22 protein-coding genes, 1 pseudogene and 1 riboswitch are annotated in these 23,540 nt (G+C 41.4%); of the genes and pseudogenes, 9 read left to right on the top strand and 14 right to left on the bottom strand.

What is annotated here, in order from left to right:
- Positions 1–72 precede the first annotated feature (72 nt).
- Positions 73–498, bottom strand: a complete 426-nt coding sequence (locus DU53_RS05195; protein ID WP_063727829.1) for a hypothetical protein — start codon at positions 496–498, stop codon at positions 73–75.
- Between the two features lie 410 nt (positions 499–908).
- Here DU53_RS05195 and DU53_RS05205 point away from each other — a divergent pair, with 410 nt between their 5' ends.
- Entirely contained in the window at positions 909–2,138 is a 1,230-nt protein-coding gene (locus tag DU53_RS05205; RefSeq protein ID WP_063727833.1) for a 6-phosphofructokinase, read from the top strand.
- A gap of 43 nt (positions 2,139–2,181) precedes the next feature.
- On the opposite strand, the gene DU53_RS12790 is transcribed toward DU53_RS05205, so the two are convergent.
- The 5 genes from DU53_RS12790 to DU53_RS05230 are packed head-to-tail and all read right to left on the bottom strand — an operon-like array spanning position 2,182 to position 5,118.
- Positions 2,182–2,727 carry an HD-GYP domain-containing protein gene (locus DU53_RS12790; RefSeq protein WP_235599716.1) on the bottom strand — a complete coding sequence of 182 codons (546 nt, stop codon included), beginning with the start codon at positions 2,725–2,727 and terminating at the stop codon, positions 2,182–2,184.
- A 46-nt stretch (positions 2,728–2,773) separates the two neighbouring features.
- Positions 2,774–3,280: a response regulator gene (locus DU53_RS12795; protein ID WP_063727837.1), complete on the bottom strand. Its 507-nt coding sequence runs from the start codon at positions 3,278–3,280 to the stop codon at positions 2,774–2,776.
- A complete protein-coding gene (locus tag DU53_RS05220; RefSeq protein WP_201030000.1) occupies positions 3,261–3,407 on the bottom strand; it encodes a hypothetical protein in 147 nt (48 codons plus the stop codon). Before DU53_RS05220 ends, DU53_RS12795 begins: the two co-directional genes overlap by 20 nt.
- Positions 3,408–3,446: 39 nt before the next feature.
- Positions 3,447–3,890 carry an ATP-binding protein gene (locus DU53_RS12800; protein ID WP_235599717.1) on the bottom strand — a complete coding sequence of 148 codons (444 nt, stop codon included), beginning with the start codon at positions 3,888–3,890 and terminating at the stop codon, positions 3,447–3,449.
- Positions 3,891–3,945: 55 nt separating this feature from the next.
- On the bottom strand, positions 3,946–5,118 hold the full coding sequence (locus tag DU53_RS05230; RefSeq protein WP_063727841.1) for a histidine kinase dimerization/phospho-acceptor domain-containing protein: 1,173 nt from the start codon (positions 5,116–5,118) through the stop codon (positions 3,946–3,948).
- A gap of 663 nt (positions 5,119–5,781) precedes the next feature.
- Between DU53_RS05230 and DU53_RS05235 the strand changes: the two genes are divergently transcribed.
- The 8 genes from DU53_RS05235 (at position 5,782) to DU53_RS05270 (ending at position 12,817) form a co-directional block, all read left to right on the top strand.
- Entirely contained in the window at positions 5,782–5,982 is a 201-nt protein-coding gene (locus tag DU53_RS05235) for a cold-shock protein (RefSeq protein WP_012744625.1), read from the top strand.
- Positions 5,983–6,368: 386 nt separating this feature from the next.
- A riboswitch (Lysine riboswitch) is annotated at positions 6,369–6,543 on the top strand.
- An 83-nt stretch (positions 6,544–6,626) separates the two neighbouring features.
- Positions 6,627–7,595: an aspartate-semialdehyde dehydrogenase gene (locus DU53_RS05240; RefSeq protein WP_063727843.1), complete on the top strand. Its 969-nt coding sequence runs from the start codon at positions 6,627–6,629 to the stop codon at positions 7,593–7,595.
- The gene (locus DU53_RS05245; protein WP_063727845.1) at positions 7,592–8,305 is read left to right on the top strand and encodes a diaminopimelate epimerase; all 714 of its coding nucleotides are present in this window, start codon (positions 7,592–7,594) and stop codon (positions 8,303–8,305) included. The genes DU53_RS05240 and DU53_RS05245 overlap by 4 nt, the downstream gene beginning before the upstream one ends.
- On the top strand, positions 8,275–9,159 hold the full coding sequence (gene dapA, locus DU53_RS05250) for a 4-hydroxy-tetrahydrodipicolinate synthase (RefSeq protein ID WP_063727847.1): 885 nt from the start codon (positions 8,275–8,277) through the stop codon (positions 9,157–9,159). Before DU53_RS05245 ends, dapA begins: the two co-directional genes overlap by 31 nt.
- A complete protein-coding gene (locus tag DU53_RS05255; protein WP_063727848.1) occupies positions 9,156–9,791 on the top strand; it encodes a 4-hydroxy-tetrahydrodipicolinate reductase in 636 nt (211 codons plus the stop codon). The genes dapA and DU53_RS05255 overlap by 4 nt, the downstream gene beginning before the upstream one ends.
- Positions 9,788–10,486 carry a 2,3,4,5-tetrahydropyridine-2,6-dicarboxylate N-acetyltransferase gene (dapD, locus tag DU53_RS05260; protein WP_063727850.1) on the top strand — a complete coding sequence of 233 codons (699 nt, stop codon included), beginning with the start codon at positions 9,788–9,790 and terminating at the stop codon, positions 10,484–10,486. Before DU53_RS05255 ends, dapD begins: the two co-directional genes overlap by 4 nt.
- A gap of 19 nt (positions 10,487–10,505) precedes the next feature.
- Positions 10,506–11,705: an aspartate kinase gene (locus DU53_RS05265; RefSeq protein ID WP_063727851.1), complete on the top strand. Its 1,200-nt coding sequence runs from the start codon at positions 10,506–10,508 to the stop codon at positions 11,703–11,705.
- 11 nt (positions 11,706–11,716) lie between these two features.
- On the top strand, positions 11,717–12,817 hold the full coding sequence (locus DU53_RS05270) for an aspartate aminotransferase family protein (RefSeq protein ID WP_063727852.1): 1,101 nt from the start codon (positions 11,717–11,719) through the stop codon (positions 12,815–12,817).
- A 60-nt stretch (positions 12,818–12,877) separates the two neighbouring features.
- Here the strand turns inward: DU53_RS05270 and rd are convergent, their stop codons facing one another.
- The 8 genes and pseudogenes from rd to DU53_RS05310 form a co-directional block, all read right to left on the bottom strand.
- Positions 12,878–13,567, bottom strand: coding sequence for a rubredoxin (gene rd, locus DU53_RS13330; RefSeq protein WP_063727853.1), 690 nt, complete (start codon positions 13,565–13,567; stop codon positions 12,878–12,880).
- Positions 13,568–14,192: 625 nt separating this feature from the next.
- Positions 14,193–15,803, bottom strand: a complete 1,611-nt coding sequence (locus tag DU53_RS05280; RefSeq protein ID WP_063727854.1) for an HD domain-containing phosphohydrolase — start codon at positions 15,801–15,803, stop codon at positions 14,193–14,195.
- Positions 15,804–16,330: 527 nt separating this feature from the next.
- A complete protein-coding gene (locus DU53_RS05285) occupies positions 16,331–17,530 on the bottom strand; it encodes an acetylornithine transaminase (protein ID WP_012744613.1) in 1,200 nt (399 codons plus the stop codon).
- Positions 17,531–17,532: 2 nt separating this feature from the next.
- Entirely contained in the window at positions 17,533–18,381 is an 849-nt protein-coding gene (gene argB, locus DU53_RS05290; protein ID WP_012744612.1) for an acetylglutamate kinase, read from the bottom strand.
- The gene (argJ, locus tag DU53_RS05295; protein ID WP_012744611.1) at positions 18,378–19,571 is read right to left on the bottom strand and encodes a bifunctional glutamate N-acetyltransferase/amino-acid acetyltransferase ArgJ; all 1,194 of its coding nucleotides are present in this window, start codon (positions 19,569–19,571) and stop codon (positions 18,378–18,380) included. The genes argB and argJ overlap by 4 nt, the downstream gene beginning before the upstream one ends.
- Positions 19,572–19,586: 15 nt before the next feature.
- Positions 19,587–20,607 (bottom strand): annotated as a pseudogene (gene argC, locus DU53_RS05300) (N-acetyl-gamma-glutamyl-phosphate reductase).
- Entirely contained in the window at positions 20,604–21,800 is a 1,197-nt protein-coding gene (gene argH, locus DU53_RS05305) for an argininosuccinate lyase (RefSeq protein WP_012744609.1), read from the bottom strand. The pseudogene argC and the gene argH overlap by 4 nt, the downstream one beginning before the upstream one ends.
- Positions 21,769–23,055, bottom strand: a complete 1,287-nt coding sequence (locus DU53_RS05310) for an argininosuccinate synthase (protein WP_012744608.1) — start codon at positions 23,053–23,055, stop codon at positions 21,769–21,771. The genes argH and DU53_RS05310 overlap by 32 nt, the downstream gene beginning before the upstream one ends.
- Positions 23,056–23,540 lie beyond the last annotated feature (485 nt).

Genomic DNA, 23,540 nt, shown 5'->3' on the forward strand with positions numbered 1-23,540 from the left:
GCTAATAAAAACGCCACCCGGATCGGGTGGCGTTTTTGGTTTTCAGTTTTAACCTCAAATTTTAACCTTAAATCAGAATATGTAGGCGATAGCTCCTGACCAGTAGTATCCACCAATACCGTATCCACTTGTTGAGGTAAGTAAAAATTTATCACCAATCAAGGTTTTAAACGTTATACCAGCGCCCAAAACAAAAGATGTACCACTGAGATCGAAAGATAAACCAGCCCCTGCACCGAGATAAACTTTTGCCAGTTTGGTTCCGAGATTGTATTCATAAATTTTGAAGGGAGTGTAGTTGGCAGAGATACCTAACCCATTTCCAAGTGCTCCCATCAGGACGGTATGCCCTTCTCCAAAATCTGCGAGATTGTAGGTTAATGTAAGACCTCCGACGATTCCAACAACATCTCCAACCCCACCAACACCCGCGAAGTAATTCGCAAAAGCAAAGCTTGCCAGAGAGAGGATTAATACCAATGCCAAAATTGTTCTCATACTTTCACCTCCAAAAAAGCACATAGATATGAGCATTATAACAAACATTTCATAAATTATTATAGAAAAGTTTGGAATTGTTAGCTCCTAGTTTTTGAACTTTCTAACCCCTGGACCTTATACCCGTTTCTTTATCAAAGCTCTAGTCTCCAACATCCAATCTCGCTCTCTAAAAGATACTTAGCCACAACGAAGTTGCGCAGAGCCGTGACGTAGTCACGCAGAGCCTGAGCGAAGCTCAGTAAAGCCATTGCGAAGCAACGCACAGCGTCCGCAAGCCTCAACGTCGTAAGCCTCCGGAACGAAGTTCCGCACTTCTGCCGCGCAGCAGCTCTCTCAAATTCTCGGTTCTCGATCACCAAATCTCACTCCATGTTATAATCATCAAAAAAATGAGGAGGTGTTTTCTTATGAAGAAAAGAAATCTAATATATGGCCAATCTGGCGGAGTGACATCTGTGATAAACGCTTCAGCATACGGTGCTATAATTGCAGCCATCAACAACCCTATGGTTGAGAATGTTTACGCTGCTCTGAACGGGATAAAGGGAATACTGGAAGAAAGAATAATCGATTTGAAAGCCGAATCAAAGGATGAGATTGAAAAGATTGCTTTTACTCCTGGAGCAATCTTTGGCTCTTGCAGGACAAAGCTCAAAACTGAAGAAGATTTCGAGAGGTTGTTCAATGTCTTTGACGCATACGATATAGGTTATTTTCTGTATAATGGTGGAAATGATTCTATGGAAACCGCTTACCAAATAGCGTTAAAAGCACAGGAATACGGTTATCCGCTGAAAGTAATAGGAATCCCCAAAACTGTTGATAACGACCTTATGTATACTGACCATTGTCCCGGTTATGGCTCCGCAGCGAAATTTACAGCCATATCAATTCTTGAAGCTACAAGAGATCTGGAGTCAATGCATACCGACTCGACTCAGGTTTTCATACTAGAATCAATGGGACGCTATGCTGGTTGGCTTGCTGCTTCAGGGATTCTTGCAAATATAAATGGAGAACGCGGTCCTCAAATCTTTCTTCTACCGGAAGTACCCTTCGATGAAGAGAAATTCTTGTCGAAGGTCGAAGAAGTCATAAAAAGAGATGGATATTGTAGCATTGTTGCAGCCGAAGCTTTAAAAGACTCTGAAGGAAATTACATTTCGACAGAAGATTATACCGATGCATTTGGCAATATCCAGCTTGGAAAGATAGGTATTTACCTGCAAAAGTTGATACGACAAAATCTCGGCAGAAAGGTTCATACAGCTCTTCCGGATTATCTCCAGCGGTCTTCCAGACACATAGCCAGCTTGACAGATTGGGAGGAAGCCATTGGAGTTGGAGCTGCTGCGGTTAAATTTGCGGTTGATCAAGGACTAAGTGGTGTTATGGTGTCGATAGTAAGAGATTTAGATAGTCCATACTTGAAGCACTATGAGCCTGTCAGTTTAGAAGGGATAGGTGGAAAGGTTAAGTATCTGCCAGAAGAGTATATCTCCCCGGATGGTTTTGGTGTCACCGAAAAGTTCGTCGAATACGTAAGACCTTTGATACAGGGCGAAGCTCCCAACCATTACCTTCGAGGTATACCGGTATATGCAAATCTGAAAAAAGTTCCAGTAAAAAGAAAATAAAAAACGGGAGTCAAAAGACTCCCGTTTTCATAATGTAAGCTTTTTACCTCTCTTTTTTGAAATTAAATCCTCGTGAGAACACTGCTATGCAAGCTTTTACAGCCTCAGGGTCGTAGAGGTTACCTGAATTTGTGGTGATCTCTTCTAAAGCTTTAGCTATACCAAGTGCCGGACGATAGGGTCTGTGGAACGCCATGGCTTCAACAACATCTGACACTGCTAGTATCTTCGCTTCTGTGAGAATTTGATTACCCTTCAAGCCATTAGGATAACCGGATCCATCTATTCGTTCGTGATGCTGGAGCACAATCTCAGCTATGGGTTGAGAAAATTCCACGTCTTTTAATATTTCAAATGCAGTTTGTGGATGGTTTCTTACAATTCCGAGTTCAAAATTATTCAGTTTGTCGGGCTTGTTCAAGATATCTGTTGGTACGGATATCTTGCCAATATCATGTAAAAGACCAGCTATACGAACAGCCTCAATTTGTTCTTCTGACAGGTTCATCTCTCTGGCAATAGCGCAGGCAAGCTGACTTACGCGTCGTTGATGACCAGAAGTGTAGGCATCTCTCATTTCAATTACCAATCCTATTGTTTCAACAACGGAATCCAGGGTTCTCTGTACTTTTTTATTAGCTTTTTTCGAGTTCTTTGTTTCTTTCTTCTAACTGAAGCATTCCATCTTCCAATTTCTTGATCAATCTCTCGTTGTATTTTTTGAGATATACAATCTCTTCCTTATTTACTACCTTGTTGTTTGAAGGTTTTACTTTATGGTTCTGAATAACTTCTTTTATTATCTCAACAAAAGCAGCAGGTTCTAATGGCTTGACAACAAACCTATCGACTCCAAGGCTGAGGGCGAATTTTCTATCTTCTGGATCGGTGTAGGCAGCGGTATAAAGTATAAAAGGAATTTCTTTTAATCTATCATCCATTTTCACCCTGCGACATAATTGAAAACCATCCATCTCGGGCATCAAAATATCGGAAATTACCACGTCAAAATCCTGTTCGGCCAATTTCTCCAGAGCTTCAACACCATTCTGGGAGGATTCAACTTCATAACCATAGCTCTTGAACAAAGTCTCTAACATATAGATATTTTCTTTGTTATCATCAACAGCCAGAATTTTCATGTTTATCACTTTCCTTATTTTCGAAAAGATATTTCTCTATTTCTGGTATGAAATTCTCAGGAAAAAAAGGTTTCTTGATGTATCCAACACAGCCGATGGCAAGCGCCTTTTTTTCATCTGCTGGCATGGCGTAAGAAGTTACAGCGATAACAGATTCTGTTCGTTATCATCTATCACCAGTACTTTTTTCTTCATGGTTATTCGCCTCCACAGATTTGAGCGGCAGGGTGAATGTAAATGTAGAACCTTTACCGTATTCGCTCTCAACCCAGATCTCACCGCCCAACAATGTCACAAGTTTTTTGGAAAGATAAAGCCCCAGCCCAGCACCTTGATATCTGCGCCGTGCCGAACCACTTATCTGTCGAAAAGCTTCAAATAATGTTTCCATATCTTCTTCCTTTATCCCTTTTCCTGTATCAGAAACACTGATTTTCAGTTTATCTCCATCTACCTCGCATTTTATCCTTACCTCGCCCTTCTCCGTGAATTTAATCGCGTTACTGACCAGATTCAGGAGAATCTGGAAAACCCTCCTTTTATCACTGTAGATCTCTGGAATCTCATCAGGTATTTCTGTTATTAACTTCACTTCTTTTTTAGAAATCAACGGCGAAACATTTTGTACAACTTCAGAAATAACGTCTTTAATGTTGAATCTTTCCTTAGAAAAACTCAATTCTACCAGCTTCAATCTTGGAGATATCCAGAATATCGTTTATTAGATTTAAGAGGTGTACTGAAGAGCTGTGAACCATAGAGAGTTGTTTCCTTTGTTCTTCATTGATGTCTCCTGAAATGCCCTGCAAAATCATGCTAACGAAACCAATAATGGAGTTGAGAGGGGTTCTCAACTCATGACTCATAGTAGCAAGAAATTCGGATTTTAGACGTTCTAACTCTTTGAGCTTGATATTATCTTGTTCCATAGTTTTTATCATTTTCTTTGCATTTGTGAGAATCGTAAAATGTATTAAGAGGACAACAATCAGAAATGCAGCAGCAATAACAATGAAAATGGTTAGGGATATTTTCTTTATGCGAGTATAGATAATATTGTTGGGTACACTTGCAACGAGAAATGCGTCTGTATCTCTTAATTTCATGATGTACCGCGTTGTTTTCCCATCTGAACTCAAAGTGTCATCTTTGAGAACGTCAAATATTTTTCCTTTTAATGAAATGTATTTTGAATTAGTTGCGATATAGATCTCATATACGATATTTCCTGTATTGATCTCATCTAAGAGTTTTGTCATATCAAAAGAAACTAAATCATGACCTATAACCGTGACATTTTCGCCATTGCGTCCTCTCGAAGAGGTCATAAAAACAAAATTGTGATTAGTATTTTCACGTATTGGAGAACATACATTGACAACAATCGATTGATTCTCAAATTCTATATCTAAAGTTGTTTCTGACACGTCTTCACAACTTATTGCTTTTTCCATGTTTGAATCTCCAACAGAAGCAATGATGTTTCCTGAAACAATCCGTGTGGCTCTTTTCAAGTTTTGGAGAACATTAGCACCATCGAGATATTTCGGTGCAGTATATTCTTGAAGTTCTTCGAAAGTGATGTTACCACTGAGATATTCAACTATCATCTTTCTGATCATAGTGCGGCTGGAAAGGCTTTCTGCTCCCTCAATACAACGCTTAAGAAAATTCTCAATGGCCTTCTTGGATAATTTAGCGTTGTTTGAAAATTTTTCATTGAGTTCTTTTGTAAGTTCATTTTTCATTGGCATGTAAATCCCAAAGGTCACAGCGAGAAATATTATCAGCAAAGAAACAAACAGACTCATTCTGAAGACGTTCAACAACTTATTCATAACGCCTCCAGGAAATCAAACATTTCCATTATTCCTCCTTAAAATGTTTCAATCTTCAATGATGATCTTGTCAAAAGGATGTTCTTGGCGAGTATTTAATTACACAGAAGATATGATGGTTTTATAACGGGTGCGAGGCTATCTTCCCGTACTTTTTGAAAGCAGCATACTGTTTTTCAATGACCTTTCATCTCGCTTTAAAAGTGTGCACTTTGAACTCACTTCACTTTTAACTATATGCTGTTTCACTATGTTCCCTTTTCATTGACATTATACTTTCATAGGCGTTATGTTTTATATATGTGATTTCACCATTATGCTACTCTTTTACTAAAAATAGTGTCTGCTGTAGTTGTTTAGAAACAAAAGGGAATGAATTGATCGAATAAAGGTGGAGTAGAGAAGGGATACAAAGAACCACCGGGATATACAACAACTACGAAATACGGTATTGCACCCCGAAAGCACTTCCAGGCCATAGGTTACGCAACCCCTGGCACCATCTCTTGACCCTACTATTTTTTGTCTGTTTTTCCTAAGTGAGAATGGCACATTGAGTACATGTGATAGACATAATAAAAGCGTCGAAATAGGGTACAATTTCTATATCCGAAAGGATAATTCGCTACTTGCAAATGGTGCAAGAGATTTTCAGGAGGAAACATGAAAGGAACAGTTAAGTGGTTTAATGCTCAGAAGGGCTACGGATTCATTACCAGAGACGAAGGAGAGGACGTTTTTATCCATTTTTCAGGGATTGTCTCAGATGGATTTAAAACACTTGAAGAAGGCCAGAGAGTGGAATTTGACATTGAAAACGGTCAGAAGGGTGCTCAGGCAGTAAACGTTAAAACAGTCGAATAATTCTAATAAACCTGAAAAAGGCCTACGAGATGGTAGGCCTTTTTTATTGGGACTTATAGAAACTGAGATGGCGAAGCCCATAAGACATATTCGAAGAATCCATGAGTTTATACAAATCTGGTTGATTTTTTGTCCAGTTTTTCAGGGTGAATTAAATCTGCTCTCCCCAACCCTCTGGCTGCCAGAAGTGGTTTTTCAAACTATGATCATTGTTTCAGATTGAAGGTTCATATGGTGAGAAAGAAGATTTAAGTTGTTTCAAAGAGCGTCGGGAAGTTGCTAAAATCACAGGTAATATTAGCTCAAAGAAAATGCAAGAAGCTGGCAAAGAAAAAACTTGTTATTTGACTTGCTATTTAATTCAATGATGTTATAATCAACATAATTTACCCCACAGAGGTGCACCGGAGATGAGTAAACCGTCCATCATGGGGATCGGGACGGATTGAAAGGCGAAGGTGCCGAAGGATACAGGGTACCCCAAGCTCTGTACTCCTGGGTATACGGGGAATACCCGTATAACTGTCACGGGGCTGTGTCTCGTGGAGCGCTGGTGGGCATGAAAATACATAGTATTTTAGTATTTCATACCACGGGTGTTTCCATGCGGAGACACCCATTTTGTCATTTTTAGAGGTGCTAAGATGAGAATTGCCGTAGTAGGTGCGACTGGTGAGGTAGGAAATGCAATGATCAGGGTCCTCAATGAAAGGGGACTTGTCAACGACGACCTTGTTCTTCTGGCTTCAAAGAAAAGCGTGGGAAAGAAGCTTAAGGTAGACTCTAGAGAATTTACGGTTAAGGAATTGACTTCAGAAATTCTCAGGACTGGATTCGATTACGTGTTGTTTTCGGCTGGGGCTAGCGTCTCCAGAGAGTTTGCACCAGTTGCTGCGGCCGCTGGTGCTGTTGTCATCGACAATTCTTCAGCCTTCAGAATGGATCCTGCTATTCCTCTGGTTGTTCCCGAGATAAACGGTGCCCTGTTGAAAGATTACGGCGGAATTGTTGCAAACCCCAACTGTTCAACGATTCAGATGGTACTTTCCCTTTATAGAGTACATCGAAGATTTGGCATCAAAACGATTGTGGTATCCACTTATCAAGCTGTCTCTGGGGCTGGCAGAAAGGGCTTGAACGAGCTATTTGCGCAGGAACGGGGCTCTGAAGGAACCCGGATTTTTGCTGACCGCATACATCGGAACGTGGTCCCGCAGATCGGAGATTTTCTGGAATCAGGGTTCACCACGGAAGAACTGAAGATGATTAATGAAACCCGGAAAATTCTCAACGATCCGGAAATATCTATCTGGCCCACCACAGTAAGGGTTCCTGTTCTGTACGGACATTCAGAGTCTATATTTGTTGAGACAAAGAGACCCTTTACCATAGACTCTCTAAAGGATGAACTTGGAAAATGTGAAGATGTTGTACTTACAAACCAGCTTATAACACCTCGCCAGGTAGCCGGAGACGATCTTACATATGTATCACGGGTTAGAAGTCTCGACAATACACACTTCTTGATCTGGAACGTGGCAGATAACATCAGAGTTGGGGCTGCTACCAATGCAGTGAGGATACTGCAGAAGCACAGGGAGCTGAATTCATGACGGGCGCATACTACTCTGCCACGGGAAATACCTTCTTTGTAGTAGATTCAAGAAACACAAAGTTGACTGACTCGACCAAAGAGGCAGTAGTGTTGAAATACGTTGACGAGAGAGATGGTGTTATTTTTGTGGAAGACCATTTCATGGATTACTTCAACAGGGACGGCAAACGTGCTGAATTCTGTGGCAATGGTGCCCGAACCTATGTTGCTTTTATCCATGAGATAACAGGAGAAACTAAGATAACCTTTGAATCCTACGCCGGTAGAATTGAAGGTTTTGTTGACGGATTGTATAACGTCAAAATGCCTCCTGTTAACTATCATGGAAGCCGTGAATTCCAGGGGATAAAGGGCGAATTCCTTACTGTGGGAGTCCCACATTTTGTAATTGAAGGCGACACAGAAAAGCTGGAATGGGAGACTTTGATTCCCATTAGATGGGAACTCAACACCAATATAAACGTGTACAAAGAGATTGAGCCAGGAAAACTCAGAATAAGGACCTTTGAGCGTGGGGTCGAGGGTGAGACGGGAGCATGTGGTACCGGTGCCACAGCAACTGCCTGGTGTTACGCAAGGGGAAGAAAACTATTACAGGTTACTTTGCAGGCCAATGGTGGGGAACTTGTTGTAAGTTTCAAAGAAGGCAACATATATTTAGGAGGAGGTGTTGAAAGATGTTCAGAGGTGCTGCAAGTGCAGTTATAACACCATTTAAAGGAAATGAAATTGATTATGATAGCTTCGATAAGTTTTTAAAGTTTCAGCTTGATTCAGGTATAAACGGGCTTATAGTCCTTGGAACCACAGGTGAAGCTCCAACTGTAACCTCAGAAGAACGAAGAGAAATTATAAGCTTCGCTGTCAAGAAAGTCGGCGGCAGAGTACCGGTGATAATAGGTACGGGAAGCAATTCCACAGCCCATAGCATAGAACTTAGTCAGGAAGCCTTTGAGCTAGGTGCAGACGGTGTCCTGGTCGTGACACCCTACTACAACAAGCCTACCCAGGAGGGGCTATACAGACATTATGAAGCCATAGCAAAGAGTGTTCCCGGTCCCGTAATTATATATAACGTTCCCGGAAGGACCGGTATCAACATAATCCCTGAGACTGTCCTTCGCTGTGCACAGATAGAGAACATCGTGGGTATCAAAGAGGCATCAGGAAATCAGGCTCAGGTAGATGAACTGCTTAGATTAAAGGCAAAAGTTAGGCCCGAATTCAAAGTCTGGTCTGGAAACGATGATCAGGCTTTCCATCTAGTTTGCAGTGGTGGAGACGGTGTCATTTCCGTTTTGTCAAACGTAGCACCTTCACAGACCGTTGAAATGATTGCAGCGGCTCTTGATGGTGATCTGGAAAAGGCCAGGGAGATCCATCTAAAGTTATTTCCCCTGATGAAGGCTCTCTTTATAGAAACCAATCCTATTCCTGTTAAATTTGCCACTCATCTTCTGGGATTTGGTTCTGGAACCCTTAGATTACCACTGACTGAGGCCAGTGAGCGAACCAGGGAGGTTGTCAAAAAGGCAATGCAGGATTGTGGGGTGCTCAGATGAATTACGGTCTTATAGGTTACACTGGACAGATGGGAAAGGCCATTCAGGAGGTAATGACAGACTCAAAGCTAGTCTACACCCGTGATGAAAACGGGCGTAACCTTATAAAAACGCCTGAAGTGATAATAGATTTTTCTAACAGAAGCGCCCTTTCCGAAACCATCAAAGATTGCAGGGAATTCAAATGCGGTTTGGTTATTGGAACTACCGCTTTGACAGAAGCAGATTTCGAATTGCTTCACAAGTTAGCCGAAGAGGTACCCGTGGTACAGAGCTATAACTTTTCTCCGGGAATAAACCTATTAAAACTCATACTCAGACAGTTTTCGCCCTATATGAAAAACTGGGATGTGGAGATAGTAGAAAAACACCACAACAGAAAAAAGGACGCACCTTCTGGAACAGCAATCATGCTGCAGAAAGAGCTTGGCAGGGAGGCGAAAATACACTCCCTAAGAGAAGGCGGGATTCCTGGCGACCACTCGATAATCTTTGCCAATGACGGAGAGGTTCTGGAGTTGAGTCACAGGGCGATTTCAAGAAAGGTTTTTGCCATCGGGGCAAAGGAAGCAGCAAACTTTGTGTTGAAAAAAGAAAAAGGCTTTTTCAGCTATGAAGAGGTGATACTATGAACGCTGAAACAATAATAAAAATGATAAAGGACTCAAAGAAGAAAACTCCGGCCGTATGTTATGTTAGCGGAAATCTTGAAGGTCTGGAAACGGGAACACTGAACTTCGTTGGAGGCAAAGACTTCGGTGTGATAATCGGAGATTTCAAGGAAATTCAGGATCTTATTGCAAGAGAAAGAGAGAGAATAACGGGTTATCACATCAATATTCAGGCTCGAAATTCAGCTCTTCCCCTGGCAGATTTGACGAAGTATGAGGCGCGTATAGAGCCTGGAGCAATCATCAGGGACCTTGTTGAAATAGGCAAGGGCGCTGTAATAATGATGGGGGCCGTAATAAATGTTGGTGCAGTAATAGGAAAGGGTACAATGATAGATATGAACGCTGTGATCGGTGGACGCGCCATTATAGGTGGCAACTGTCATATAGGCGCCGGAGCCGTAGTGGCCGGGGTTATAGAACCACCCAGCGCAACTCCGGTAATAATCGAAGACAACGTATTGGTGGGAGCCAATGCTGTGATACTTGAGGGAGTCAGAGTTGGAGCTAACTCCGTCGTAGCTGCTGGGGCAGTGGTTACAAAAGATGTACCTTCAGGGACAGTAGTGGCTGGAATACCAGCGAAGGTAATTAAAGCCTTTGATGCTACTACTGCTGACAAGACAAAGATAGTTCAAGACTTGAGAGAACTATAGATATTGAGGAGTTGCTGAAATGCTGGTTCAGAAATATGGCGGCTCATCGGTAGCAACGTTGGAGCGAATAGCTAATGTGGCAAATAGAATCAAAGCAAGGGTTGACACCGGAGAGAAAATCATTGTTGTAGTTTCCGCCATGGGTGAAACGACCAACAAGCTTATCTCCCTCGCTAAAAAGATATCAGATGATCCTGATCCAAGAGAACTGGATATGTTACTGGCCACTGGAGAGCAAAAGTCCGCTGCCCTTCTATCAATGATGTTGTTGAAAATGGGAGTCAAAGCGGTTTCATATAACGCCTTTCAGCTCAATATTCTGACCACCGACAACCATACCGATGCCCGCATAATGGACATGAACCTTGAAAAGGTCAAAAAAGAATTGCAGGATAAGGACGTTATAGTGGTAACCGGTTTCCAGGGTATAACCCCCGAAGGAAACCTAACAACCCTTGGAAGAGGGGGTTCCGATACTTCAGCTGTAGCAATAGCCGCCAAGCTCGGTACCCGTTGCGAAATATACAGCGATGTCGCGGGGATATACACCACCGATCCCAAATTCTATAGCAAAGCAAAAAAGCTTGAATATATAACCTACGACGAAATGTTAGAACTGGCTGCTCAGGGCTCACGGGTCCTTCATTCAAGGGCAGTGGAAATTGCAAAAAAGTACAATGTTGAAGTAGTATGTCTATCCTCATTTTCAGATGAAGGAGGTACTACCATAGTGAACACACTTCCCGAATGGCTTGAACAACCGGTGGTCACGGGTGTCGCCATGGATTCGAACCAGATAAAAATAACAATTAACAATATTCCCAACAACGTAGACCTTATAAGCGGTATCTTCAATGCTGTAGCCGAAGCCCGAATAAATATTGACATGATCTCCATAGTAAACGACAATTCCCATACCCACATAACCTTTACAGCGGTAGCCGGTAATCCCGATAGAGTAGAAGAGGTTATAAAGACGGTTCTGAAGGATGAAAAGGGCTGGAAAATAACTGCCGATACAAATGTTACAAAGGTATCCGCCATAGGTGTCGGAATGAGGTCTAATTCAGGAGTAGCTTCTCGTTTCTTCTCTGCTTTGCAGCGGGAAGGCATCAGGATAATAGCCACAACTACTTCCGAAATAAAGATTTCGGTGCTTGTTCCAAAGGAAGAATCGGGAAGAGCTTTGAAGGCTCTGATAGATGAGTTTGAGCTTTGAGGGTGGTTCGTATGCTGTGCAAGGTATATACACCATATGAATTTAAGGTTGAGAAGGCCCGGGGAATAGAGATATTCACAGACAAGGGTGTATTTCTCGACACCTATTCCGGAATCGGTGTTCTGGCTCTTGGACATTCAAATCCCGAAGTACTGACCGCAATGAAGAAAAAGCTGGAAAGATACACCCATCTGTCAAATTACTTCCTTGACGAAGATGCAGAAGAAGTGGCTGCGAGGTTGGTTGGCCTGTCAGGCAAGGTTGGAGAGGTTTTCTTCACCAATTCGGGTACAGAAGCTACCGAGGCTGCCTTAAAGGCAATCAAAAAACTCCGTAAGGGTAAGATAGTGAGCTTTGTGGGAAACTTTCACGGACGTACCATCGGTGCCCTATCGCTGACCTATGGTAAAGCAATACGCGAACCCTTCGAACCCCTGCTGACTGAAAGAGTTTTTCTGAAGCCGGACCCTGAGAAATTTACTAGCTTTGCCAGAGAAAACCAGATAGCCGGAGTCTTTATCGAGTGCATACAGGGAAACAGCGGTGTATTACCACTGTCTGAAGAACTTCTGGAAACCATTTCACAGTATCAAAGGGAGCAGGGTTTTATTCTTGTGGCAGATGAAATACAGTCCGGTCTGGGCAGGACAGGAAAAGCTTTCGCTTATCAACATTTTGGACTGAAGCCCGATATAATAACCGTAGGCAAAGCACTTGGTGGTGGTCTGCCCCTTGGTGCAGCTCTTTTCTCTGGATTCAGCCCCTTTAAATTCGGCGAACATGGCTCCACCTTTGCCCCGAACCCCGTTGCACTTGCCGCGGGAAAGATAGTTTTATCGAAATTAGACGAGGATTTTCTCATGCAAGTCCAGGAAAAGGGAAAATATTTTAGAGAAAAACTGGCTGAATTGCCATGGGCCCAGTCTGTAAATGGCTATGGTCTCATGATCGGTGTTACCACCGAAAACGCTTCAAAGGTAAAGGCTGAAGCCTATAATAGAGGCGTGCTATTGAACATAGCTGGAGGCAGAATTCGCTTCCTGCCAGCACTCAATATAACCATAGACGAGATAGATGAAATAATAAGCAGGCTTAATTTTGAAGGTTTTTGAATTTTCAAAGTCTGCATATTGTTTATGATTTTTTAGTATTTTTCACCCAACAATAATGGATTACCGTACCTCTTCAAATTTATCTTTTCCGACACCGCATACAGGGCATACCCAGTTATCTGGCAACTCTTCAAAAGGGGTTCCGGGGGCTACTCCAGAATCCGGATCACCGTTTTTTGGGTCATAAATGTAGCCACATACTTTGCACCGGTATTTTTTCTTGCCACTGCCCTTGTTTTCTTTTCTCTCTTCTACATATGTCGGAGCAGTCTTCGGGGATCTTCCTCCCTTGATTTCATGATAATAGGCATATGTCATGGGTTCTTTTTCATCGACAACTTCCGCATTAACGATTTCTCCAATATAAAGCACATGGGTACCAACATCAACTGCGTTTACCACTTTCGCTTCTAAGTTCGCTATGCAGTAGTCTTCTAACAATGGGACACCGGTTACCCCTATTTTGTGATTTATTTCTTTGAACTTGTCTAACTCTCTTCCGGACCTAAATCCAAAGTGTCCTATTAGTTTTAATGGGGTATCCTGGGATAGAACTGACACTCCAAATACTCTGCTTTTTTGAATGAAGTCATGGGTTAAGTTCTGTTTGTTTATGCAAATCGCTATTGTCGGTGGTTCTGCTACAACCTGGAACACGACATTAGCAATCTGCCCATTTTTCTTCCCATTCGTTTCTGAAGTGACAACGTACATACCGTAAGTGATCTTAAACATAGCCTCATAATCCATCTTTTCACCTCCGCACCAGGTACTAAAACAAAAAATCTCAGTTCCCTTTGTTTAAACAGTAATTCAAAAATGCTCTGCTAATTTCAGATGTCAGATATTTTCGTATTCAAACACTTTTTCCCCGGTCATCTGCTTTGTCTAACACTGATTTCTGTAAAAGAAGTACCTTCTCTTCACAGTTAAAAAATACTGCACTCGCTCGATTTTATGTCTTTATAGGTTCACTCATTAATTATTCTACATCATCACTATCTCTGACATTTAGTTTCTCCATTTCCAATAACAGCCGACCAGCGATAATCCGGGCTGGTTTTTCTCTGGCTTATCTCTTTCTAAAGCCGGTTTCTTCACAGAATTTTCTAACATCGAAAGTTTTTAATTTGTCTCTAACTTTTCTTTGACCCTTACGAATTCTTTCGGGGTCATATTTATGCTTTCGAATACGGCAAAAACCCGTCGCCTGTTCTAATGCTCCAGGACCAATGCTCTCAGAAAAAGGTGTCTGTTGTAGTTGTTTAGAAATAAAAGGAATGAATTAATAGAATAAAGGTGGTAGTCAGGAAGATATTCTTATAAAAACAGCTGTCCGAAATCGGACAGCTGTTTTTATATTCACGCATACATCTTAGATTACAAAGCCGATTCCTTGATCGTATTTGTAGGTTTCATACACCCTTTCAAACTCCTTCTCACATTCCAGGAAAGCATCGACAATATCGGGATCAAAGTGTTTTCCTCTATCAGCTTTGATCCTCCTGATCGCTTCTTCATGCGGTAATTCATCTTTATAAGGTCTTTTTGACCTTATGGCGTCGTAGGCATCACACAGGGCAAAGATTCTCGCTTCTAGAGGAATTTTTTCTCCTTTTAGGCCTTCCGGGTACCCTTCGCCATTGTGTTTTTCGTGATGATACGCACAGATGTTTCTTGCCATGATAATGTATGACCCTTTCAATCTGTATCTACCGATAACATCCTGAATGATCTGTTTTCCTATTATGGTGTGTTTTTTTATCTCTTCATATTCCTCTTTTGTTAACTTTCCTTCCTTCAACAGGATAGAATCCCGTATCCCTACCTTTCCCATGTCGTGCAAGGGTGCGGTATCGTAAAGGTTCTCAATGAATTCATTTGTGATGATTTTCCGGTATTTCTTGTTTTTGCGCAGTTGTTTTGTCAGTATCACCGCGTACTCTCTCGTTCTTTTTAAATGGCGTCCAGTTTCGGTATCCCTTCGTTCAGCAAGCGTAGCAAGAGAAGACATGATAGCTTTTTGCGCTCCCAACAGATCTCTTGATTTCGAGAAATCCAAATAAACACCTGCAAACATCAGGACGAGAAATAAAATAAAGATCAGCATTGATATCAATGTCAGGTTTTGGAGTGCCGCTTTCGATGTTGGGTGTTTGTGATATGATGCAACGATTAGGCGATTGCCTGGAAGAAAGTCAACAGTAGAATAGTGGATGGTTTCTATATCTGAAAGCTCTATATGGCCGGAATCATCGGGGAAGTTGTAATCGGATTTACGGAAATTAACTGATTTATCTGAGTTTGACGATATTAAGTATCCATCTTCAGTCTGGATGAAAACGTTTTTGGGCAACAATTCAAGGACTTTTGAAAATTCCACGCTTAGAACCAAGATTCCCCTTTTTTCTCCTTTAGAATCAAACAGAGGGGTTGCCAGCCTTATTACCGGGGTATAGGGCATTTCTATCTTTCCGTTTTCAATGTTCAAATCTATCGGAGAAACGTAGATCTGGTTTTCATCCATCTTCATGGCTTCTTGAAAATAGTAACGGTTTCTTTTATTCTGTAATTGTGAACCGGGAGCAATTATTGCTGTACCATCTGATCCACGAGCAACTTTGATTATCTCCTGTCCCGAAGAATCGATGATCCTGATCTTATAAAAGTGCTTGAAAACCTTTGCTAATTCAAAGAAGATCTCTTTAACTTTATTCTTATAACTAACGGATTCAAAATTGGTGTTTACATAGCTTCTGGTATTTGGAATGCTTTTGAGCAAAAACAAGACCCGTTCAAAATCGTGAATTTGCACTCTGATGATCTCTTCAGCGGTGAGTAATTGGGAAATCGTGCTTTCGTACTGCCATTTCGCTTCTTTTTCATATATCTGATTCTCACCGCGGTGGACAACTATCCAAAAGAGTGTAGTAAGAATTATAACGATCAATAAAAAAGCACCATTATGTTTTATGAATTTCCTCACATTATCGACCTCTTACCAATATTACTGAAGAAAATAGGGTCCCGAGGCTCAGTAACAAAACTACATCTACGTAACATTAGTGTATCATATAATACCTTACAGCAACTTTATGTTTTTTTTTTTGTTTTTTTTTTTGTTGTAACCGCCCTGTTAAAACCTACTTTGTTGCACGTATTGTTATTCCATTTCGAATAATCCAGCACAAATGCCATAAGTGTCCGTTATGAATTCCGTCACTTAACAGGTGTGTACAGAAAAATAAAAATACAGCGATAGGAAAAAGAAAAAGGAGCCTTGTCTGCAAGCGTCCTTGACGAAGCACACCACTTCAGCCGCGAAGCGGCTCTCTCACCTTTCCAGCTCTCGAATCCCGGTTGTTGATCAAGTCCGGAATGACAATCCTTTGTTTGTAGTTTTATTTTAAGCGATAACAACTACGAAGCAGTTTGCACCGCCAGAAAAATCGCGTGTCGATTTTTCTGGGCGTACCCCCGGCGAAGCCGGGCTCACCTGCAACGAAGTCGTGCTTACCGGGTCTCGGATCTCGATTCTCGGTTCTCGAACTCGCTAAAACATTCTTTAACGATTTCCAGAGCTTGATCTATATCGTCTTCCGTGATAACGAACGGTGGTAAGAATCTCACAGTGTTGTTTCCTGCTGGAACAAGTAACAATCCTTTCTCAAAACACTTTTTTGCAAAATCTTTTGCAGAAATTTCCTTCAGTTCCATTCCCAGCATTAACCCTATACCTCTCGTCTCTTTCACGTGTTCTGGAAATTTTTCTTTCAGGTTTTCGAGTTTTTTCTTCAAATAAATTCCCAGTTTTTCCACTTGTTCAAGAAGATTATTTTCCAGTATCTCTCTCATAACGGTTACTCCTGCACTGCAAGCGAGTGGATTTCCTCCGAATGTTGAGCCGTGGTCGCCGGGTTCCAGAATATCAGCTTTTTTATTCACAACAACCGCTCCGATCGGGACACCACCGCCTAGTCCTTTCGCAACCGTTAGAATATCTGGATCTACACCGTATCTTTGGTAGGCAAAGAGTTTCCCGGTTCTTCCCATTCCACATTGCACTTCATCGAAAATCAAAAGCGTTTCATATTCATTGCACAATTTTCTTACAGCTTCTAAGAAATCTTTTGTAGCTGGAATGATCCCACTTTCCCCTTGAACGGGCTCTAAAATCACAGCACACACTTCATTAGATATCTTCTGTTTCAGGGAATCGATGTTGTTGAATTCAAAATAATCGAAGCCATCAACAAGAGGTTTGAAATCTTCCTGGTATTTTGGTTGTCCCGTTGCTGTCAACGACCCTAAAGTTCTTCCATGGAAAGAATCATGGGCAGATAGAATCTTATACTTATTTTTATCCTTTTTCTTTCCGTATTTTCGTGCAATCTTAATTGCGGTTTCGTTGGCTTCTGTACCGCTGTTCACAAAGAATACTTTCCCCTTCAAAGTATTTTCTCCTAACAGCTTTGCAAGCTCAATTTGTGGTTCTGTCCAGTATAAATTCGAACAGTGGATCAACTTTTCAGCTTGAGTTTTTATCGTTTCTACGAGCTTTGGGTGTGAATGGCCAAGCACATTAACCGCTATTCCTGATGTGAAATCAAGGTAAGATTTTCCATTTTTATCCCAGATCCGGGCACCTTCACCGTGATCAAATACCACAGGAAATCTATTGTAGGTATTCATCAGATAATTCATACCATTCATTCTCACACCTCCAGGTTCTTTATCATAGTTCCAATTCCTTCTTTGCTGAAAATCTCGAGTAGTAAGGCATGTTCCACCCCACCATTTATTATGTGAACGCTTTTGACACCGCTGTTCACAGCTGAGATTGCACACTGGAGTTTTGGAATCATGCCGCCTTTCACAATATTTTTTTCGATTAAATCCTCAGCTTCTTTTGATGATAGAATGGGTAACAACTTTCCATCTTTAAAAACACCATCTACATCTGTCAGAAGAACCAATTTTTCAACTTCCAAACTTTTTGCTATTTCAGCAGCGACAATATCTGCATTGATGTTGTACGAAGTCCCATCTTCTCCAAAGCCAATGGGAGCTATCACAGGAATGTAGCCTTCCACCAGAAGCCCTTTTATTAGAGTGGTATCCACTTTTTTTACTTTTCCAACATAACCTATATCCCCATATTTCGTTTCTTTCTCTGCAAGTAGAAGCTCACCATCTTTGCCACATACACCGATCGCTTTTCCACCATGAAGATTTATATTCATGACTATGTCTTTATTAACCTTCCCAACGAGTACCATCTCGACTATTTCCATTGTTTTCTCATCGGTGATCCTGTACCCGTTTTTGAAAACTGGTTCTATTCCAAGTTGGTTCATGAGACTGCTTATTTCAGAACCACCGCCATGAACTATTACGGGATTTATGCCGGTGTATTTTAAAAGAACCAGATCCTTTATGAACGCTTCTTTTGCATTTTCATTTTTCATGGCACTTCCACCGAACTTTATCACAAAGGTTTTTCCGTGGAATTCCTTTATGTATGGAAGCGCTTCAAGGAGTACCTGAACAGTTTCACGCTTCACGTTCTGTACCTCCCGTTTATCTCCACATATTTTTCAGTCAGATCGCTTCCCCAGGCTGTTGCTTCACCATTACCCTGTTTCATGTCGAGTATCAATCTTACGTATTTTGAACTCAAGATTTCTTTTGCCTCAATTTCATCAAAAGGATATTCACAGCCATCTTTTGCCACCATTATCCTGTTTTTTTCGCTTTCAATATAGAGATCTAATCTTGAATGGTCAAACATCGCACCCGAATAACCTGCAGCTGCAAATACCCTTCCCCAGTTCGCATCTTCACCGTATATAGCTGTTTTCACAAGATTTGACGAAACCACTGAGAGCGCAACTTTCTTTGCCACGTTAACATTTGGAGCGTTTATTACCTTCACTTCCATGAGTTTGGTAGCGCCTTCGCCGTCCTCTACGATCTTTTTTGCAAGTTCGGTGTTTACAATGTCAATCGCTTCAGAAAACTTTTGGAATTCCTCTGTTCCTTCGTGTATTTCTAGAGCGTCCGATAATCCATTTGCGAGAATCAAAACCATGTCGTTTGTGCTCGTATCCCCATCAACGTCGATCATGTTGTAGGTTTTGTCAACGGAAGCCTTTAGAAGTTTTTTCAAAGCTTCTGGAGTAATCTGAGCATCTGTTAAGATGAAGGAAAGCATTGTTGCCATGTTGGGATGTATCATTCCAGAACCTTTTGCCACACCTAAAACGTTCACTTCTTTTCCATTTATTTCCACCCTGACTGAGCTTGTCTTTGTAACCGTATCGGTTGTCATTATGGCCTCAGCAAATGGTAAGGGATCCTCAGCTAAATTCTTCGCTGCTTCTTCTATGCCGGATTCTATCTTCTCCATGGGAAGTTGGACTCCTATCAACCCGGTTGAAGAAACAAGAACGCTATCAACTGGAATGCCCAATTCCTTCGCTGTTTTTTCTGCCATTTTTATTGTGTTTTTCATCCCCTGTTCTCCAGTACATGCGTTCGCAACACCGCTGTTCACCACGATAGCCCTTATGTTCTTGAAGCTCTTTTCAAGGACTTCCATGTTGTAAACTACCGGAGCGGCCTTCACTACATTTGTCGTGAAAACACCAGCGGCTATGCATGGTTTTTCTGAGTATATTATTCCTAAATCTTTTCTTTTTCTCTTTATCCCACAATGTAGTCCTACAAATTTAAAGCCTTTTGGTATGTTCATTTTTTCGACCTCCTTTTATGGATAAATTGGATTGAAAGAAAGCCCTGCATCTTCGGCTAAGGAAAACATGACGTTCATGTTTTGAACAGCCTGTCCGGACGCTCCTTTTACGAGGTTGTCTATCACACTTATCAGGATGAGCGTGTCGGTTCTATCGTCTTTTGCCATAGATATGAAAGCGTGATTTGAACCGTAAGTCCATTTTGTTGAAGGATAAACGCCTGGTTGAAGGACGTGGATGAATTTCTCTTTTCCATAGTATTCCCGGTATAATTCATAAACCTCATCTAAAGATAGATCCGTTTTCACATATATCGTCGAAAGGATTCCTCTAACCATCGGGACGAGGTGTGGAGTGAAGACAAGTTTTAGTCTTTTACCGCAAAGTTTAGACATTTCCTGCTCCATTTCCGGGACATGCCTGTGCTTTGACACGTTATACGCCTTCAGACTCCCGCTAAGTTCAGAAAATGAGTAATCTATCGATTCCTTTTTTCCGGCACCTGAAACCCCGGATTTTGAATCCACAATGATTGTTTCTTCATCCAGTGAACCGTTCTTCAATAGTGGAGCCGTTGCAAGCAAAACACTCGTAGGATAACAGCCTGGATTTCCAACGAATCTGGCATTCTTTATCTTTTCCCTGTACAGCTCTGTTAAGCCGTAAACCCTTTCAGTAGGATCATAATCAGGTAGCTTTTTAGAATACCATTCCTCGTAAACGGCAGGGTCATCGAATCTAAAATCAGCTCCAAGGTCGATTATTCGAACATCTTTCAATTTTCTGGCAATTTCATAGGAAACACCGGCTGGAAGTGCCGTGAATACAACATCACAATTTTTCGAGATTTTTTCAGGGTCTATCTCTTCGAGGGTTTCATTTTTTAGTCGAGAAGGGATAAACGTCATTCAATTTTTTCCCCGCAAAACTCCTGGAAGAAAGAAAGGTTATTTTAACATCAGGGTGATTGGTGAGTATTCTCACGAGTTCCAATCCTGTGTAGCCAGTTGCACCTATTATTCCAACCCTTATCATTTCTTCTCGCCTCCGTAACTTTGGGCTATTTTTCTGTAAGCGTCCCTAAACGGGGTACCTTTTTTAACCATTTCATAAACCTTTTGAGTCGCAAGGACCTCTTCCGTTATGCTTTTTTCGCAATTTTCCTTGTTGACGCTCAGCCTTTCGAATACGATTTTCATTACCTTTAAAAGAGTCTTCGCAACATCGAAGCACTCTATGACACTTTCTTTTAAAAGCTGGAAATCTCTGTGATATCCGGATATCAAATTTGAGGATGTAATGACGCTTTCCATCATTCTCGATACGATCCTGTTGTGATACCCTCTAACGAGCTCGAGAGGATCCGGGTTCAATTTCTGTGGCATTATTGAACTTCCAGTGCAGAGCTCTTTTGGGAGATCCATATATCCCACTTCAGGAAGTGAGAAGAATATGATATCGCTTGAAACTCTGTTAAGGTCGTAACTTATCTGAGAAAGCACATGAAGGATCAAATAATCAAACTTTCCCCTGCTGTTTTGTGAATAAATAGGATTTTTCTGGATTCTGGAGAAAGCAAGTTCATTTGCAGTGTATTCCCTGTCTATCTCGATCGGGATACCATAACCAGCACCTGTGCCGAGAGGCGATTGGTCTATTATTTCATAGGCTGTTTTTAGGAGTTTCAAGTCATCTTCGAGGGAATCGTATAATGCCTCGCTCCACGTTTTAAAGTCCGTTGGCATTGCCTTTCGGGTGTGTGTAAAACCTGCAAATTGAACATGACCATACTTCGTTGAAAAATCCTCAATTGCTTTTTGAAGCAGTTTTATGAGTTGCACGATGTTTTCGAGTTCGTCTTTGTAAAAGAGTCTTAGAGCAGTTAAAACCTGATCGTTTCTTGATCTTGCAGTGTGTATTTTCTTTCCCGCTTCTCCTATTTTTTGTGTCAAAAAATTTTCTATGGCCGTATGGCAATCTTCATCTTCGGGTTTTATTACGAACTTTCCGTTGTTGACAAGAGCCAGAAGCTCTTCAAGGGCTTTTTTAATCTCTTTAAGTTCTTTCCGAGATAGGTATCCCATTTTGCAAAGCATTTCTGCATGGGCCATAGAGGCTTTTATATCGTATTTTATTAGCCTCATGTCCGTTTTGTAGTCGTTTCCAATTGTAAATGCTTCTATTATGGGATCAACTTCATATCCCTTTTCCCAGAGTTTTATAGACATTTCCAATCTCCTTTCTCCAGGCGAAGGGGTCTTTTCCTTTTAAAACAAGATTATGAGCTTTAAGCCTGAGAGCGTGTATGTTTATAAAGCCTTTAGAATCAATTGCATTGAACCCGCCTTCAACATCCATACTTGAAAGCGCCTGGTCGTAAAGGGAAGTGGGGGAATATCTTGAAACCGGTGTCACGTTTCCTTTGTATATTGAAACGACAACTTTTCCGTCCACCGCTTCCTGGGCTTTTTTAAATGCGGACAACAGGAAGTCTATCTCTGGAGAGAACCAGAACCCGTTGTAAATCAACTCGGAAAATTTTGGAGTCAACATATCTCTGAGATGAAGCACTTCTTTATCCATGGCTATACCTTCAAGATCTCTATGAGCGATCCAGAGGATAGTTGCACCCGGTGTTTCATACACGCCTCGGGATTTTATCCCTATGAACCTGTTTTCTATCATGTCAACCCTTCCAACTCCGTTTTTGGCACCTACTTCGTTCAGATACTCAAAAAGTTCCAATGGATCTGTTTTTTCAGTTCCATCATCGAGATTGACTACCTTTGTAGGTATTCCATTTTTGAAGAGTATCTCAAGAAGCGTTTCCTCATCCGGAGCGTCCTTTGGAGAGACTGTCCAATTGAAGATATGTTCTTCCGGTATGTACATTGGATCTTCAAGCTTTCCTGCCTCATGTGATATGTGCATCAGATTTTCATCTTCACTGTAAGGCTTTTCCTCACTCACCGTTATAGGTATTCCCATTTCTTTTGCGTAATTTATCAGGTCTGTTCTGCCTTTGAATTTTTCAAGAAACTCCGGATCCTTCCAGGGAGATATTATTTTCAAATGTGGATTCAATGCAGCGTAATTGAGCTCAAACCTAACCTGATCGTTCCCCTTGCCGGTGGCCCCGTGGGCGACGTATTGCGCGCCTTCTTTTTCGGCGATTTCGACCTGTTTCTTGGCTATTAAAGGTCTGGCAAGAGAAGTTCCAAGGAGGTATCTTCCTTCATAAATTGCATTTCCCATCAAAGCTGGAAAGATAAAATCTGTGACAAATTCTTTTCGTAAGTCTTCAACATACACTTTTTTAGCACCGGTTTTCAGGGCTTTTTCCTTGATTGCGTCGAAATCGTCCCTTTGCCCCACGTTTGCAACAAAAGCAATGACTTCGAAGCCTTTCTCTGAAAGCCATTTCAGGATTACAGAAGTATCCAGTCCGCCACTGTACGCAAGAATAACTTTTTCTTTTTTCATATGCAACACCTCCAATATTTTTAGGTTGTTTATGTTGAAGACTTAGAATGTATAAAAAAAAAACGGCCATATCAAAACGATATGGCCGTGTGGGCGTTCAAGCAACAAAAAGCTAAGCGCTCGAAATCACCCACCGGCGCTTTGGACGTCTACGAATGTTTAATACATTTACTATATTCAAATGTTTTTGAGATCTCAACGAATCATTCAACATTCAATATGTCCTCCAAAAAGTGTTATTTTTGGGATTTTACCAATTAAATTGGGTTTTGTCAATGGTCTTAAATCTGGTTTGTCATCCTGAACTTGATTCAGGATCTAATCATCAAAAAAGCCCAGATTCTGGATAGAAGATTTCCAGAATGACAGTGGCGGATTAAGATTCTGGATTAAACATCTCCAGAATGACAGGTATCCGTTGACTTCTAAAGAATGACAGCGTCTGAAGCTTTCAAGACGTAGTCAAGCACTTCAGTTCAGTAGCT

Source organism: Kosmotoga sp. DU53 (assembly GCF_001639905.1).
Lineage (GTDB): Bacteria > Thermotogota > Thermotogae > Petrotogales > Kosmotogaceae > Kosmotoga > Kosmotoga olearia.

Excerpts from the sequence above, each read along its gene's own strand:
- DU53_RS05195 (WP_063727829.1), bottom strand. The coding sequence starts at position 498 with ATGAGAACAATTTTGGCATTGGTATTAATCCTCTCTCTGGCAAGCTTT.
- DU53_RS05205 (WP_063727833.1), top strand. The coding sequence starts at position 909 with ATGAAGAAAAGAAATCTAATATATGGCCAATCTGGCGGAGTGACATCT.
- DU53_RS12795 (WP_063727837.1), bottom strand. The coding sequence starts at position 3,280 with ATGAAAATTCTGGCTGTTGATGATAACAAAGAAAATATCTATATGTTA.
- DU53_RS05220 (WP_201030000.1), bottom strand. The coding sequence starts at position 3,407 with ATGCCAGCAGATGAAAAAAAGGCGCTTGCCATCGGCTGTGTTGGATAC.
- DU53_RS05230 (WP_063727841.1), bottom strand. The coding sequence starts at position 5,118 with ATGAATAAGTTGTTGAACGTCTTCAGAATGAGTCTGTTTGTTTCTTTG.
- DU53_RS05235 (WP_012744625.1), top strand. The coding sequence starts at position 5,782 with ATGAAAGGAACAGTTAAGTGGTTTAATGCTCAGAAGGGCTACGGATTC.
- DU53_RS05240 (WP_063727843.1), top strand. The coding sequence starts at position 6,627 with ATGAGAATTGCCGTAGTAGGTGCGACTGGTGAGGTAGGAAATGCAATG.
- DU53_RS05245 (WP_063727845.1), top strand. The coding sequence starts at position 7,592 with ATGACGGGCGCATACTACTCTGCCACGGGAAATACCTTCTTTGTAGTA.
- dapA (WP_063727847.1), top strand. The coding sequence starts at position 8,275 with ATGTTCAGAGGTGCTGCAAGTGCAGTTATAACACCATTTAAAGGAAAT.
- DU53_RS05255 (WP_063727848.1), top strand. The coding sequence starts at position 9,156 with ATGAATTACGGTCTTATAGGTTACACTGGACAGATGGGAAAGGCCATT.
- dapD (WP_063727850.1), top strand. The coding sequence starts at position 9,788 with ATGAACGCTGAAACAATAATAAAAATGATAAAGGACTCAAAGAAGAAA.
- DU53_RS05265 (WP_063727851.1), top strand. The coding sequence starts at position 10,506 with ATGCTGGTTCAGAAATATGGCGGCTCATCGGTAGCAACGTTGGAGCGA.
- DU53_RS05270 (WP_063727852.1), top strand. The coding sequence starts at position 11,717 with ATGCTGTGCAAGGTATATACACCATATGAATTTAAGGTTGAGAAGGCC.
- rd (WP_063727853.1), bottom strand. The coding sequence starts at position 13,567 with ATGGATTATGAGGCTATGTTTAAGATCACTTACGGTATGTACGTTGTC.
- DU53_RS05285 (WP_012744613.1), bottom strand. The coding sequence starts at position 17,530 with ATGAATGGTATGAATTATCTGATGAATACCTACAATAGATTTCCTGTG.
- argJ (WP_012744611.1), bottom strand. The coding sequence starts at position 19,571 with ATGAACATACCAAAAGGCTTTAAATTTGTAGGACTACATTGTGGGATA.
- argH (WP_012744609.1), bottom strand. The coding sequence starts at position 21,800 with ATGTCTATAAAACTCTGGGAAAAGGGATATGAAGTTGATCCCATAATA.
- DU53_RS05310 (WP_012744608.1), bottom strand. The coding sequence starts at position 23,055 with ATGAAAAAAGAAAAAGTTATTCTTGCGTACAGTGGCGGACTGGATACT.